General features: G+C 64.3%; 13 protein-coding genes. 9 read left to right on the plus strand and 4 right to left on the minus strand.

What is annotated here, in order from left to right; translation table 11 throughout:
- Positions 1-311 precede the first annotated feature (311 nt).
- From ACOYYX_RS15460 to ACOYYX_RS15475, 4 genes are all read left to right on the plus strand, one after another.
- Positions 312-1,106, plus strand: coding sequence for a sugar phosphate isomerase/epimerase family protein (locus tag ACOYYX_RS15460; RefSeq protein WP_422930807.1), 795 nt, complete (start codon positions 312-314; stop codon positions 1,104-1,106).
- Between the two features lie 115 nt (positions 1,107-1,221).
- Positions 1,222-1,620: a carboxymuconolactone decarboxylase family protein gene (locus ACOYYX_RS15465; RefSeq protein ID WP_422930808.1), complete on the plus strand. Its 399-nt coding sequence runs from the start codon at positions 1,222-1,224 to the stop codon at positions 1,618-1,620.
- A gap of 96 nt (positions 1,621-1,716) precedes the next feature.
- Positions 1,717-2,460: a YceH family protein gene (locus tag ACOYYX_RS15470; protein ID WP_422930809.1), complete on the plus strand. Its 744-nt coding sequence runs from the start codon at positions 1,717-1,719 to the stop codon at positions 2,458-2,460.
- 5 nt (positions 2,461-2,465) lie between these two features.
- Entirely contained in the window at positions 2,466-5,384 is a 2,919-nt protein-coding gene (locus ACOYYX_RS15475; protein WP_422930810.1) for a glycosyl hydrolase family 38, read from the plus strand.
- Between the two features lie 51 nt (positions 5,385-5,435).
- Here ACOYYX_RS15475 and ACOYYX_RS15480 read toward each other — a convergent pair whose 3' ends face one another.
- Positions 5,436-6,218, minus strand: a complete 783-nt coding sequence (locus ACOYYX_RS15480; protein WP_422930811.1) for a ThuA domain-containing protein — start codon at positions 6,216-6,218, stop codon at positions 5,436-5,438.
- Positions 6,219-6,360: 142 nt separating this feature from the next.
- On the opposite strand from ACOYYX_RS15480, the gene ACOYYX_RS15485 reads away from it, so the two are divergent.
- From ACOYYX_RS15485 to ACOYYX_RS15495, 3 genes are all read left to right on the plus strand, one after another.
- Positions 6,361-6,924 (plus strand): hypothetical protein, encoded by a 564-nt coding sequence (locus tag ACOYYX_RS15485; RefSeq protein WP_422930812.1) that lies wholly within the window; start codon positions 6,361-6,363, stop codon positions 6,922-6,924.
- A gap of 61 nt (positions 6,925-6,985) precedes the next feature.
- The gene (locus tag ACOYYX_RS15490; protein WP_422930813.1) at positions 6,986-7,615 is read left to right on the plus strand and encodes a 3-keto-disaccharide hydrolase; all 630 of its coding nucleotides are present in this window, start codon (positions 6,986-6,988) and stop codon (positions 7,613-7,615) included.
- A gap of 83 nt (positions 7,616-7,698) precedes the next feature.
- Positions 7,699-8,265, plus strand: a complete 567-nt coding sequence (locus tag ACOYYX_RS15495) for a hypothetical protein (RefSeq protein WP_422930814.1) — start codon at positions 7,699-7,701, stop codon at positions 8,263-8,265.
- 13 nt (positions 8,266-8,278) lie between these two features.
- On the opposite strand, the gene ACOYYX_RS15500 is transcribed toward ACOYYX_RS15495, so the two are convergent.
- Both ACOYYX_RS15500 and ACOYYX_RS15505 read right to left on the minus strand, forming a co-directional pair.
- Complete coding sequence (locus tag ACOYYX_RS15500) at positions 8,279-10,018, minus strand: ArnT family glycosyltransferase (RefSeq protein ID WP_422930815.1); 1,740 nt, start codon at positions 10,016-10,018, stop codon at positions 8,279-8,281.
- A gap of 43 nt (positions 10,019-10,061) precedes the next feature.
- Positions 10,062-11,090 carry a Gfo/Idh/MocA family protein gene (locus ACOYYX_RS15505; RefSeq protein ID WP_422930816.1) on the minus strand — a complete coding sequence of 343 codons (1,029 nt, stop codon included), beginning with the start codon at positions 11,088-11,090 and terminating at the stop codon, positions 10,062-10,064.
- Positions 11,091-11,288: 198 nt separating this feature from the next.
- On the opposite strand from ACOYYX_RS15505, the gene dtd reads away from it, so the two are divergent.
- Together dtd and ACOYYX_RS15515 are read left to right on the plus strand one after the other, a co-directional pair.
- Positions 11,289-11,738, plus strand: coding sequence for a D-aminoacyl-tRNA deacylase (dtd, locus tag ACOYYX_RS15510; RefSeq protein ID WP_422930817.1), 450 nt, complete (start codon positions 11,289-11,291; stop codon positions 11,736-11,738).
- Positions 11,739-11,872: 134 nt separating this feature from the next.
- Complete coding sequence (locus ACOYYX_RS15515) at positions 11,873-13,384, plus strand: FGGY-family carbohydrate kinase (protein ID WP_422930818.1); 1,512 nt, start codon at positions 11,873-11,875, stop codon at positions 13,382-13,384.
- Positions 13,385-13,403: 19 nt separating this feature from the next.
- Here ACOYYX_RS15515 and ACOYYX_RS15520 read toward each other — a convergent pair whose 3' ends face one another.
- The gene (locus ACOYYX_RS15520; RefSeq protein WP_422930819.1) at positions 13,404-13,691 is read right to left on the minus strand and encodes a hypothetical protein; all 288 of its coding nucleotides are present in this window, start codon (positions 13,689-13,691) and stop codon (positions 13,404-13,406) included.
- Positions 13,692-13,804 lie beyond the last annotated feature (113 nt).

Raw genomic sequence — 13,804 nt, forward strand, 5'->3', positions numbered from 1 at the left:
GGGCGGAAGTCGCGGCGGACTGAACGACACACCCATCCATTTAACCTGAGTCTCGACCCCGAATTGAAGTCCAATCTCTGCGGGGCAAGCTATCTGAGAAGTGGGCTTGTGCCATGCTCGACCCGTTCGATTCATCCGGGTCGAACCAACCGCGAACGGAGATTCGGCGCATTCGGAGTGATTGTATCCAGACGCGTGAAAACGAGCATGCTTGCGGATCAGGTTCGCCTTGTCCTCGACCGAGTCGGCTCAGTCTAATAGGGTGATTCTCGCCGTATTACGAAATGACTGCCGGCGTAACAGGTGTCTCAATGATCCGCACTCCGCTGGGACTTCGGCTCAATCCCGCCCGCCCGATCCGCGAGCAGATCCGCGAGGCTGCCAAGCTCGGGGCCAAAGGGGTCGTGATCGACGCGATCGGCGACCTCGGCCCCGATCGGCTCTCCGAGACCGGGCGTCGCGAACTCCGGCATCTCCTGCGCTCGGTCGAGCTGACTCTGATCGGCCTGCACCTCCCCACGCGTCGTCCCTTCGATAACCTCGACCAGCTCGATGATCGACTCCTGCGTGCGGAGAATGCGTTTACGCTGGCTTATGAACTGGGCACGCGACTCGCCATGGCTCGCGTGGGCCCCTTGCCTGCGGAGACCGAAACGACCCGGCGCGAGACCTGGCTCTCCGCCGTCGCCGAACTCGGTCGGCGGGCCGACCATCGCGGCATCCGTCTGGGGATCGAGTCGGGGACCGAGCCGGGCAAGGACCTCCGCACGATCCTGGACGGGATCAATTCCGTGGGCCTTGGGGTGAGCATCGATCCCGGCACGTTCCTCATGCACGGGCACGACCCCATCGCGGCCGTGCGCGACCTCGACACCTGGGTCGTCCACGCCTACGGGACCGACGCCTCGTCTATCGGCACGGCAAGGACCACGAGCATGGCCAACCCGTTCGGGACCGGGTTCCGCCCGGGCGTGCTCGACTGGGAGGAATATCTCGGGTCACTCGAGGAAGTCGGCTACCAGGGCTATTTGACCATCTGGCCCGACCCTGCTCGCGACCCCGGCCCGCAGTTCACCTCGCTCAGGGATCATCTCGCCCGGTTCTGAACCGGGGGCCGAGGAGCTTCCAGATCCTTGAACCCGACCTCAAGGCGAGGCTACGATTGAGGTTGAGCAGCTAGAACGAGCCAGATCTACGAGACTCGGCCGGGGAGCGACGACGATGGGACTTGTCAGCTATGTCAGCAACGAACAAGCACCTGAAGCCGTGAAGTCGATCTACCAGGGCATGGAGAAGCAGCTCGGGGTCGTCCCCAACGTCTTCCGGACGATGGCCCACAGCCCCGAGATGCTCAAGGCCTTCCTCGCGCTGAACGCGACCCTGCACAAGACCGAGCTCGATGGCAAGCTTCGCGAGCTCGCCTACATCAAGACCTCGCAACTGAACGACTGCGCCTACTGCCTCGAGCACCACAACGGCTTCGGTCGTAAGGCCGGGCTGTCGGAGCGTCAGATCACCGAGGTCAACGACTTCGAGTCGAGCGATGCCTACAGCGAACTCGAGAAGGACGTCCTGCGGTACGCGGAGGAAGTCACCGGGCCGTGCCCGATACGATGGTGAAACCAAGGCGATCGGTGGAAACCTCTTCATTTTCGAGGGGACCGGCGATCGCCGCACTCGCCCGATAACGACACCGATAGGAATGAGGCTTCGTCTATGAGTTCGCCGATCGCCGAGCGATCATGGGTTCCCCTGTCGGCTCGCGAGCGCAGGGTTTTGGGCGTCCTGGTGGAGAAGGCCAAGACGACGCCCGAATACTACCCGCTGACGATCGCGGCCCTCGTGACGGGCTGTAACCAGAAGTCGAACCGAGACCCGGTCACCAACTACGACGCCGACGACATCGAGGAGATCCTCCAGGACCTCCGCCACAAGAAGGCCGTCGTCATGGTCGAGGGGAGCGGGCGTGCGATCCGCTGGAAGCACACGCTCTACGACTGGCTCAAGGTCACCAAGAACGAGCTGGCCGTCGTCGCCGAACTTCTGCTCCGCGGCCCGCAGACCGAAGGGGACCTCCGGGCGCGCGCCAGCCGGATGGAGCCGTTCCCCGACCTCGTCGCATTGCAGACGGTCCTCGAGGCGCTCGCCGCCCGCGAACTCGTCATCTATCTGTCCCCGCCGGGACAGAAACGCGGGGTCGTCGTCACCCACGGGCTCTATCCGCCGCAGGAACTCGAGAAGGTCCGCAACGCGTTCGCCCAGAGTGCCGCCGCACTCGCCGAGGAGGACGAACGCCCCGCACGACTCTCGACGGCCCGGACCGATCTCGCCGCGAGCGCCGCGACGCCCTCATGGGCGGCCGAGTCCGCCTCGCTTCGAGCCGAGATCGAGTCTCTGAAATCTTCCCTCGAGGCGCTCACGAATGAGCTCCGCGAACTGAAATCCTCGCTCGGAGCCTGACTGATATGAGCGATGGCCCGCCCGTCGAGCCCGAGAGCGAGACCCCGCCCGTTGCCGACGAACCTACCGCAAGTCCGCCCGCCTGGACCTTCGTCTCGCTGATCGGTGAAGATTCGACCGAGCCGAGCACCCGGGTCTCGGACTATCAGGCCGAGGGCATCTGGGTGGCGGTCTCCGCCCCCTGGCACCCCGCCCTGCTCGCCGTCTCGGAGGGGCTGCCGCGGATCGAGCCGGTCACGGAGCCCTCGACCCCTGCGGCGCGAGAAGTCCGCATCATCGCGGAAGGCTGGTTCGACAAACTGCCCCGCGACTACCAGTCCCGCTGCGACGAGGCCGGGGCGATCCTCGTGCGTGGCACGCTCGATCGCGAGACCCTCGTCAAACGACTGCTGGAGCAGGTGAACCTGCTGGCGGACGAGGAGACCTGGAACATCGATGAGGCTGCGGAAACGATTCGCGACTTCATGGTCCTCGGCTCGGCTCGCTGGTGGATCCGCGACCTGACCGTGGCGATGAACCACGCGGATTGCCTCGACCACGAGAGCCTGACCCGAGAAACCAAGGCCGGGGCCCTCGCATGGCAGGGGGGCGACCTCGCCACGGCGAAGAATCGGCTCCGCGCGGGCTTCGAACTGCTGACCCAGGCACGGGAGCGTTACTATCCGCTCGACGCCTATCTCATCGATATTACTCTGCTCGACGCATCCAGCCCGCCCGGGGTCCTGCACGAGTCCTTGAAGCCTCGAGCCCCCATCACCTTCATGGGCCCCGCCGAAGCAATCGAGCGCCTCGGCGAGCGAGACCCCGATGACGTGGCCATGCTGCGAGAGGCCATCACCGAGGGCTGGGCCGATGTCGTTGGTGGGAGCTACGCGGAGTCGGACGAACCGCTCGCCCCGTTCGAGTCGATACTCTGGCAGTTCCGCCACGGTGCGGCCACCTATCGCAAGTACCTCGACGAGCGGAACGTCGAGACCATCGGCCGGAGACGCTTCGCGCTCTATCCTCAACTTCCCCAGGTGACGCGTCGGTTCGGTTTCCGATTCGGTGTTCATATCGGCCTCGACCAGGGGCGGTTCCCCGTCCGTAGCGATTCCAAGCAGCTCTGGGAAAGCTTCGACGGAACCTCGCTCGAGACGCTGACGAAGCTGCCGATGGGGGCGGATCGCGCCCTGGGGGCGCTCCAGGTCCCCTGGCGGCTCGCGGCGACGATGAAGGACGACCACGTCGCGACCTTGCCCCTGATCCACTGGCCCGACGAGGTCGCACCCTGGTATCGCGACTTCCGCCGGATCTCGGCCTACTCGCCGGTGCTGGCGCGTTGGGTCACGCTCAACGATTTCTTCCACCAGACCGACCGTCCCTACGATCCCTTTCGCCCCGAACACGATAGCTACATCACGCCTTATCTCGAGCAGGCCGTCGGCAGGGCGGATACCCAGCCGATCTCCAGGCGAGTCGAGCACGCCGCTTTGCGAGCCAGATTCGATGCGATCGAGGCGATCCGGGCGCTGGCCGTGTCCATCTCGACGGTTTCTTCGAGGCTCGGCGGGGATCATCCGTCGCCGGGCGAGATCGAGAATGCCATCGAGACCGGCAAGTACGACGTGGCGAGAGCGGCGCTCGGGCGTTGCGAGCCGGAGTGGGCCTCGACCTTGACGCGGGCCGTCTCCGGTTCGCATGGTGGAGCCCGACCGGGGTACCTTGTGCTCAATCCGCTCGGCGTGGCTCGCAGGGTCGCGGTTCTACTGCCCGACGCCGCGCTCGATCTGAGGCCTGAAGGTCCGCTGAGAGCGTCGCAGTTCACCGAGGAAGGGGTTTGGGCCGTCGTCGAGCTCCCCGCGTTCGGATACGCATGGGTGCCTCGCGAATCCAACTACGAACGCCCACCGGCTCCGATCAAGGCGCTCTCGGCCGGCGATCACACGCTCCACAACGAGTCGATGACCGTCCAGGTTGACCCGACCACCGGCGGCATCCGCGGCGTAAGAAGCACGAACGAGCAGACGGCTCGCATCGGGCAGCAACTCGTGATTACCGGCGGCGTCGCCGAGGACGGGAGCACGATCGCAACGCGGATGGTCTGCGAGTCGTTCGAGGTCGAATATGGCGGCCCCGCCCTCGTGCAGGCCGTGAGCAAAGGGGGGATCCACGACCCTCGCGACGACCGTCGCCTCGCCTCGTTCCAGCAGCGTTATCGGCTCTGGAGCGGTCGTCCGACCCTCGATCTCCAGATCAAGATCAGCGACCTCGACGTGGATTGGTTCGCCCACGGTGCCGAGCCCGACCCATGGTATCAGTACCTCGCCTGCCGCTGGGCCTGGCCCGACCCCAACTCGATGATCCGTCGCTCGTGCTTCTTCTCGCCCGAGATCACGGAGGCCGAGCGCCCAGAGACGCCCGACTCGATCGACATCTCGACGCGTCGCCAGCGCACCGCCCTGCTCTTCGGCGGCCTGGCCCACCATCTCCGGCACGGGCCGCGGATGCTCGATACCCTGCTCATCGCGGGGCGCGAGTCGGAGCGCACCTTCAATCTCGGCGTCGCGCTCGACCTCGAGCATCCATTCCACGCGTCGACGGACTTCGTCACCCCGGCTTATGCCATCAAGACCGACGCCGGGATCCCTCGCTCGGGGCCGACGGGCTGGATCTTCGACATCGACAACAAGGCGATCGCCGTGACCAGGCTCGAGTATGTCGACTCGTCGAACGACGGCCGGGGCTGGGGCGTGGTCTTCCACCTTGTCGAGACGTCGGGTCGGGCCGCACGCTGCCGGCTCCGGATCTTCCGAGACCCTGTCTGGGCGAGTCAGGTCGATTTCAATAATGAGATCATCATGGATCTGACCGTAGATGGTTCGGCCGTCCTCGTCGACTTGACTCCGCACGAAATGGCGAGGGTCGACGTGACCATCGGCTGAGGTGATGGCCTCGTCGACCCTTGGATCGAGCTTGAGATTGCGGCCCGAGAATCACTTGCCGGCCGGAGCCTTGCCGGCGGCGACCCAGTCGATCCCCTGGATTAGGAGCTTGAGAAGGCTCGGGTTATGCAGGGGATCGTCCTTGCCAGGTCCGAAGTCGCGGTGGCCGAGCGGGGTGTGGAAAACCCGGCCCGTGCCATAGGTTCGGGCCCAGGCGACGGGCCAGGTTTGTCCCTTGAACTCGGTCGTGGCGATCGGCTCGACCCCGGGGACCATCTGCAGGAAATAATAGAGCTCATCCTTGACGTCGAAATCGGTCACGCCTTGCGCGATCGGGTCGTCGCTCTTAACGATCTTGATGTGGAAGGTGCCCTTCTGCGTCTTCGAGTCGGGGAGGCCGACGTGGGAGAAGACGCCTCCCAGCATTTCCCGCCACTCGGGGAGCCAGTCCTTGGCGGCGTTGTCGGCCCCGTGGATTGAGATGTAGCCATGTCCTGACTTGATGAATGCGAGAAGGGCTTGCTGCTGGGATTTGGTGAATTTGAATTCGTCGTCGCGGCGGTCGGCGTTGACGATGATCATGTCGTACTTGGCGAGTGCGGGGCTTTCCAGGATGGCCCCGTCCTCGACGATCGTGACTTCGTAATGGTTGGTATCTTCGAGGGCACTTGCCAGGTAAAATGCCTGGTCGCGGTAACCATGATGATTGCGGGCACCCCCCGTGAGGAGTAAGACCTTGGCCGCCCCGGGCGCCGCCTTCTTCTGGGCCCAGGCGGGGTCGGCCGAGGCGATCAAAACGCAGAGTGCGATTCCAAGTAGGCGGGGGTAGCTCACGGCGTCATTCTCCGCAAGGCGAAGTCATCGATCGACGAGTCAAGGTCCGACGCCCGCATCGTAGTCTCGCCTCGCGACGGCCGCAAGCAACACTCGCGGTTCCCCATTGCGTCGACACCGACCGACCCGGAGAGGAAGTCTCATGTCCCTCAATAGCCAGAGCACGATCCGCACCTTCGCCCTCGGGATTTTCGCCGTCGCGCTGACGGCCCTCGGGGCCGACGCCCCGACCCAGACCGTCGACGCCGGCGGCCTGAAATTCGAGGCCCCAGCCGCCTGGAAGTCGAGCAAGCCCAGCAACGCCATGCGTCGCGCCCAGTTGAAAATCGCCCCGGCCAAGGGCGATGAAGATTCGGCCGAGCTCGTCGTGACGGCGATCAACGGCGCCGGTGGCGGCCTCGACGCCAACATCAAGCGTTGGCAGGCCTGGTTCAAGGACGCAGACGGCAAGACCGCCAAGATTGAGACGAAGACGGTCAAGGGGAAGAACGTCGAAGTCACCAGGCTTGAGTCATCGGGTCGCTACGTCGCCCCCGTCTTCCCGGGCAGTTCGGACCTCAACGACAAGCCGAACTACCACCTCCTTGGCGCCATCGTCTCGGCCAACGGGACCAGCTACTTCCTGCGCCTTATCGGCCCCGACAAGACCGTCGTCGAAGCCCGCGAAGGCTTCGACGCGGCTATCGCCTCGATGACCGCCGAGTAAGCGTATTCCTCGCGATAGCTCGCAAAATCATGTGATCACATTGCTTCAGGAGTTCGCAGCGATGTTCTCGGGACGATTCACCGCGCTTCTCGCATTGGCATCGGCATCATTGGCGTTCGTCGGGGCCGCACCCGACAAGCCCGAGGTCGAGAAGGGTTTCACCGCTCTCTACTCCCACGGCGATCCCCTCAAGCAGGGCTGGTCGATGGTCGGGCCGGGCTCGATCAAAGAGGAGGCCGATGGCGTGCTCGTGACCGAAGGGGGTATGGGCCTCCTCTGGTTCTCGAAGCAGACCTTCGGCGACTTCACCCTCCGGCTCGAATACAAACTGACCGCGCCGTCGAACAATTCGGGCGTCTTCGTCCGGTTCCCGAATCCGCCGAAGGACCCCTGGGACGCGGTCCACGCCGGCTATGAGATCCAGATCTGCCAGGACGCGGATCCCGAGCACCGGACCGGCTCGATCTACAGCTTCAAGGCCACGGACAAGACCCCGCCCACCAAGCCAGCGGGCGAGTGGAATACGTATGAGATCACCGTGAAGGGGCAGGAGTACACGATCTCCCTGAACGGCGAAGTTATCAATACGTATAAAGGTTCGAGGGGTGTGAAGGGCTACGTCGGCCTCCAGAACCACGACGACAAGTCGATCGTCCGATTCCGCAACGTCCGCATCAAGACGCTGGACTAACCATTCCTCCACAGGGCCTCCGGGCGCGAAGGCTGGATTGCAGGCATTCGCGCCCTGGCCCCTGACGAGGGAGACCTCGACCGATGCCGTCCTCGACCTTCGCCTGCGCCCGTTGCGCCACGGGCAACCACATCTCGAGCCGATTCTGCGTGGTCTGCGGGCTCCCGCTTGGGGCCGCCATGCCGGATGTCGACGCGGGGAGCGATGCCCTCGGCCCGTACGAGGCTCCCGAGCCCGCCGATCCCGACGTCACCCGGATCATCCGCGAGATCGTCGCGAGGTCCGGCTACGAGGCGGGGCCTTCGAGCCACGGCTGGCGAATCGTGGTTCCGCTCCAACTCGATCGCAAGCAGGCGGTGTACCTGGGGCACGCCAGCACGGACCGAGAAGGACGCTCCATCCTCTCGCTCGTTTCCGTCTGCGGGCCGGCCAATGATCGCGATGCCCGGATCCTGCTCAAGCACAACGCTCGAAGCGTCGAGTGGCACTTCGCCATCAAGGTCCTGCGCGGCGAAGAATACTTCGTGGTGATCCAGAACCTCGCATCCGACACCATCGCGGCGTTCGACCCGATGTCAATCGTGCGTCGGATCGCCGAGGCGGCCGACAGCCTCGAGGATCGCCTCTCGCGCGGGCTGGATATCTACTGAGCTCTGAGCTCGATCAATTAGCCCGGACGCTCAGGTTGTGGTCCTCGAGATCCTCTTTGCGATAGATGGCGATCGTATGATCATCCGTCATGAGCAAAGGTTCTCGGGCACGCAGCTTGCTGAAGTAATTCTCCGGTCCCCATGGTCCCCACTCGAGTGAGGCGGATATGGCGACATAGGGGGTGTTCACGCTCAGAGTTGGCGGGAGTTCGGGAGGATTCTCGAGTGCCGTCAGGAGGAGGCATTTCCCTGCGACCCCGTAATTCCGCGGGTCAATATTCCCGAAGTAGAACAGGGTCATATCCTTGAGTTCGGGGCGGGCCTGCTGGAGGCGGGTCAGGGACTTCAGGCCTTGGCCCCAGTCCAGGTTCGAGTCGGCCAGGACTTTCCGCCCACCAACTGGTCCCCCAGCGATCTCGTTGAAATACGTGATCTCATGCGGATGGACCGAGGCGACGGCCATTACCTGCCCCATCAAGCCTAATACGGCAAGTCCCATCGTGCACCGGCGCACAGACCTCGATTCGATCCGGGAACTCTCGGCGAGGCCTGAGACCCAGATAATCGCAAGCGGTGAAATCGGGAAGAGGTAGCGAATCCCGAAATTCCGCGAGGATGCGATGGCCGTGACGAACAGGAACAGCGCCATGACCACGAGCAGCATCGAGTCGCGTCCCGACGACTTGATCTGCCGGCTCAGGATCGTGCGGCCCAGGATCAGGGCGAAGAAGGTCAGGGGCAACTTCACGGCGATCGCCACAAAGTAGTAATACCACCAGCCCATCCCCCGGCGCTCGCCGAAGAGGTAGCTCAGGCCTCCGCTGCGCTGCTGCAGGACCTGGTTGGCGAAGCCGACGATCTCTTGCGGGATCGGCACTTCCACGGCACGCTCGACCATGTTGCGGACAATCTCAGGCACTCTCTGATCGATCCCGGGATGCGAGTCCTTCGTCTGGCTCATCGGCAGGAGGGCGAACTGGGTCAGCACGAGGTTGGATAGGCCCATGATGGCCAGGAAGGCGAGCATCTCAGCCCCCAGATCCTGGGCCATTTGCAGCATTTTGCGATCGCCCCGGCGCCAGGAGTCCAGCACCCAGACCGCGGCCAGCATCGGCGGGATCAAGACCGCGGTATACTTGAGCGACCAGGCCAACCCTCCCACCACGGCTGTCGCCCAGAAATAGCGGCGATCGTCGGTCTGGAGGAATTTCCAGAAGAGGAAGAACATGCCGGTGGTCGCCGCCATGATGGGGATCTCCATCGTGACGAGCGCAGCATGACCCAGGAGCGTCGGACTGAATGCGAATATCAGGGCCGCGAAGGCCATCGCCCTCGGCCCGTAAAGTGCACGGCTCCAGATCACGATGAGGGCGAGGGCCACGGCCCAGATCCAGAGGCATCCGAGCCGGAGCCAGGGGAGCATCTGCTCCTGGTATTTCACGGGCTGGTCGATCCAGTTCCCGTGATTGGTTTGGTCGAGAATCCAGAGGACCGGGGCCTGCTGGAGCTTCCAGAAGAGGAGGGGCGAGCCCATCCGCGAAATCAAGGCCTGGTCGCCCGTACGCCACCAACGCGTCGAGATTTCGAGATAGGTGACTTCGTCGTAGGTTGCCGAGCTGGTCCACACCGAGTCGGCCATCAGGCCGAGGCCGATCGCCCCCGCCGCGATCACGGCCAACCAGCACCATTTCGGAGTGCCGGAGGTTGTGGTTGCAGCGGGCAGGCTTGCGCCGGCCGCGAGGTCGTGATTCATAGCAACTCCTCCCTGAGATGCGATAATCAATGGTGGCTGATTGCTAGCTGCAGAGGATCTTCCTGCCTTCAACCTGGCTCCGTCGGAGGTCATTTACCCGATAGGCGATGGCGAGTGCATCGTCGATAGTCGGGGCAAGCGATTGTCCCCCGCGGACGAGACGATGAAACTGGTCGCTCAGGACCTCTCCTACCGTCGGTTCCAGAGGCAGTTTCTCTTCGTGGGCACCCTGGGCGTCGGACCATTGAATTCGTTCGGGAGGTTCGAGCCAGGCGGCACCACGCTCGGCGAAAACCTGAAATCCGGGTTGGGGGAGGAATCGGCTGGCTTCGCCCCAGGCCGCTCGATGATAGCGGCCATACGAAATTTGAACAAGCGTCCCGTCACTGAAATCCGCGTTGAAACTCTCGAAATCGGGACCGCCGCCACGCTCCCCGGAGTCGACCATCGCGGTATTTGCAAATCCTTGTACGGATGTTGGTTGCGACTGCAAGAGGAAGCAGCACCAGTCGAGCAAATAGCTCCCGGGATCGATCATGAGCGGCGCCGGTGCGATCTGGGTCGTTGGGCCCGGCTGGCCATAGCGGTCGAAGCCGAAGAGTCGGTTATGGCCCAGGATCAAACGGGGTGAGCCCAGTGTCGTCGCGAGCAGCTCTCGTAGACGGAGCGTCGCCGGATAGAACCGGCGGGCGAACTCGGGCATGAACGGGATCCCGCTCGAGCGGATGAGACTGGTATAGCGTTCGAGGTCATCGAGGTCGTTGGCGAGCGGCAGGGCGCAGTAGACCGGTTTGCCGAACTGACAGGCGATCTCGATGGGGTGCAGCCCGAACCACTGGGGGGTCAACAGGTAGACGACATCGACATCGGAACGCTTGATGAGGGCCGTCACCCCTTCGACGGCGACGCAGCCGAGCTGCGCGGCCTCGATCTCCGCGCGTCGGAGGACCTGGTCGTAGACCGCGGTGATGTGGAACTGGTCCCGCATCCGCAGCAGTGCAGGCTTGTGCCGAGCCTCCCAGAGCCGCCCTAGCCCGATAACCCCGACCCTGAGCCGAACGTGCCTCGACACGCGTCTTTGCGCCTCCCGCGCCCACCCGTCGCATCGAACTCCAGGCCGGCCCTGAACCCGCCCGTATTACGCAGCCTACCACCCAACTCCAAATTCAGCCAGACAATCCGTCATAAATCCGGGCGAGGCGACTTGGCGGCTTCGCCTCGCTATAGTGAAGCCCTGGAACCGACGGAATTCGTGGATGGGGAGAGGCGAATGCGGGCCGTTCTGCAGCGAGTGACGCGAGCTTCGGTCGATGTCGATGGCCGACGCGTGGGCGAGATCGGGAAAGGCTGGCTCGTCCTCCTCGGCGTCGCCAAGGGGGACGTAGAGGCGGACGCAGAGCGCCTGGCCGAGAAGGTCGTCAACCTCCGCGCCTTCGAGGACGACCAGGAGAAGATGAATCTGAGCGCCACCGATATTGGTGGCGGTGTCCTCGTCGTCAGCCAATTCACGCTGCTGGGGGATTGTCGGACGGGGCGACGCCCCAGCTTCATCGAGGCCGCCGACCCAGCCGAGGCCGAGCGCCTCTATCTCTACTTTGCGGATCGGGTTCGTGCCCTGGGACTTGAGGTGGCGACCGGGCAATTCCGGGCCATGATGAAAGTCGAGTTGGTGAACGACGGCCCCGTGACTCTCCTGCTCGATAGTCGTAAAGTGTTCTGACTTCCTCGGGGGGACGTGGCTTACCGCACTCGGCGACGTCTTGCCGAGCTTCCCGGCCTTTCTTGCCCCTGCCTGTTCATACTCGATTCAGGGGCGAGATATCCAGCGAACAACGTCGGTTTCGGAGGCCTCTCGTGTCGGCGACATCCTACGTGCTCGGTCTCGACGTCGGAACCCAAAGCCTCCGCGCCGCCATCGTCGATCCCCAGGGCAATACGGTGGCCTTCGGCGTCTCGCCGATCGAGACGACCTATCCCAGACCGACCTGGGCCGAGCAGGATCCGTATCAGTGGTGGTCGGCCGCCCGGATCGCCGTCGGCCAGGCGCTCGAGTCGGGGAAGATCGGTCGCGACCAGATTGTCGGGATAGGCCTCGACTGCACCGCCTGCACCGTGCTCGCCTCTGATAACGAGGGTAAGCCCCTCCGCAAGGCCCTGCTCTGGATGGATCAGCGTTCCTTCCACGAGGCCGACGAGATTAGCGCGACCGGGGACAAGTGCCTCCGCTACGTCTCAGGCAAGGTCTCTCCCGAGTGGATGCTTCCCAAGGCCCTGTGGCTGAAGCGGCACGAGCGTGACATTTATCGTCAGGCCGCCCGCATCGTCGAATGCACCGACTGGATGATGCACCGGTTGACGGGCGAGTGGACCCTTTCCCTGAACCACGTCGCCGTGAAGTGGAATTACGCCCGCCCCGATGGCGGCTGGCCGCTCGACCTGATGGCCAATGTTGGCCTCGATGACCTGCCGACCAAGTGGCCCAAGGAGATCGTCCCGCTGGGACGCGGCGAGGGCAAGCTAAGTCGAGCCGCGTCCGAGGAGTTGGGGCTCAACCCGGGCACCCCGGTCGCGCAAGGCGGTATCGACGCCTATCTCGGGATGATCGGCCTGGGGGCGACGGGTGCGGGGGATGTCGCCGTCATCGTCGGATCGAGCACCTGCCACCTCGCGCAATCGAGCCGCGGGGTCTTCGGCTCGGGCTGGGCCGGTTGCTATCCCGACGCCACCGTCGAGGGCCTCTACACCCTCGAAGCCGGACAGACGGCCACGGGTTCGATCCTCGACTGGTACCGTCGGCACTTCGCCGGTCGCGAACAGATCGAGGCCGAGCGTCGAGGCGTGCACATCTATCAGGTCCTTGACGAGCAGGCGAGCGCCGTGCCGCCGGGATCCGACGGGCTCGTCATACGGGATGACTGGCAGGGTAATCGCTCGCCCTACAAGAACCCGAAGGCCCGTGGCCTGATCGCCGGGCTCTCGTTGGCCCACGGCCCAGGGCACCTTTTCCGGGCTCTTTATGAAGCCACCTCCTGCGGGACCCGGCACATTCTCGAGGACGGCTCGCAGCATGGCCTGGAGATCGAGCGCGTCTTCCTGGGCGGAGGGGGAGTGAAGTCCGCCCTCTGGCTCCAGATCCACGCCGACGTGCTCAAGCGGCCGATTACCTTGACCCGCGAGAAAGAATCCACCGCGCTCGGCGCGGCGATCGCCGCCTCGCTCGCGGCCGGTTGGTATGGGGACTTCGACGAGGCGGCCCGCTCGATGGTCACGATCGAACGCCTCGTCGAGCCGAATCCGGCCAATGCCGCGGTTTATGATGAGCTTTATGAGCGATACATCCAGACGTATCACACGCTCAATAGCTGATCCGTCGCGACAACCATCATCAACCGTGCGGGCTCGACTCCAGCGGCGGCTGGCGGACGAGCTCGCGGTCGTGCTTGCCGGGAGAGAATCCGTAAATCCCGATCTCGCCGACGCTCTCCTGGTGCGAGAGCGGGTGGTCCTTCGCCCGCTCGATCGCCTCCCGATAGACGTCGGCGATATGATCGCCGCAGGCTAGCCCGTAGCTCTTCAGCTCATTGAACCCGCCGATTCGCCAGGGGGCCGCCACCTTGTAGGCCGCCGCCTTCTCGCACTCTGGAACCCCGCAAGTTACCTCGCGTCGATACACCGGTCACCTCGCCAGCCGTTCTGAGACACCCCTCGAGACAGGCGGGCCAGTGCCAGACCACGGAGAGCTCCGAACGGCTTGAGAGATGGGCCGGCACCGACCTTCCACCCAGG

Origin of the sequence: Singulisphaera chitinilytica, assembly GCF_049331405.1 — a bacterium.
Classification (GTDB): Bacteria; Planctomycetota; Planctomycetia; order Isosphaerales; family Isosphaeraceae; genus PoT.

Bases quoted from the DNA above. Each gene is read 5' to 3' on its own strand.
- ACOYYX_RS15460 (WP_422930807.1), top strand. From the start codon at position 312: ATGATCCGCACTCCGCTGGGACTTCGGCTCAATCCCGCCCGCCCGATC.
- ACOYYX_RS15465 (WP_422930808.1), top strand. From the start codon at position 1,222: ATGGGACTTGTCAGCTATGTCAGCAACGAACAAGCACCTGAAGCCGTG.
- ACOYYX_RS15470 (WP_422930809.1), top strand. From the start codon at position 1,717: ATGAGTTCGCCGATCGCCGAGCGATCATGGGTTCCCCTGTCGGCTCGC.
- ACOYYX_RS15475 (WP_422930810.1), top strand. From the start codon at position 2,466: ATGAGCGATGGCCCGCCCGTCGAGCCCGAGAGCGAGACCCCGCCCGTT.
- ACOYYX_RS15485 (WP_422930812.1), top strand. From the start codon at position 6,361: ATGTCCCTCAATAGCCAGAGCACGATCCGCACCTTCGCCCTCGGGATT.
- ACOYYX_RS15490 (WP_422930813.1), top strand. From the start codon at position 6,986: ATGTTCTCGGGACGATTCACCGCGCTTCTCGCATTGGCATCGGCATCA.
- ACOYYX_RS15495 (WP_422930814.1), top strand. From the start codon at position 7,699: ATGCCGTCCTCGACCTTCGCCTGCGCCCGTTGCGCCACGGGCAACCAC.
- ACOYYX_RS15500 (WP_422930815.1), bottom strand. From the start codon at position 10,018: ATGAATCACGACCTCGCGGCCGGCGCAAGCCTGCCCGCTGCAACCACA.
- dtd (WP_422930817.1), top strand. From the start codon at position 11,289: ATGCGGGCCGTTCTGCAGCGAGTGACGCGAGCTTCGGTCGATGTCGAT.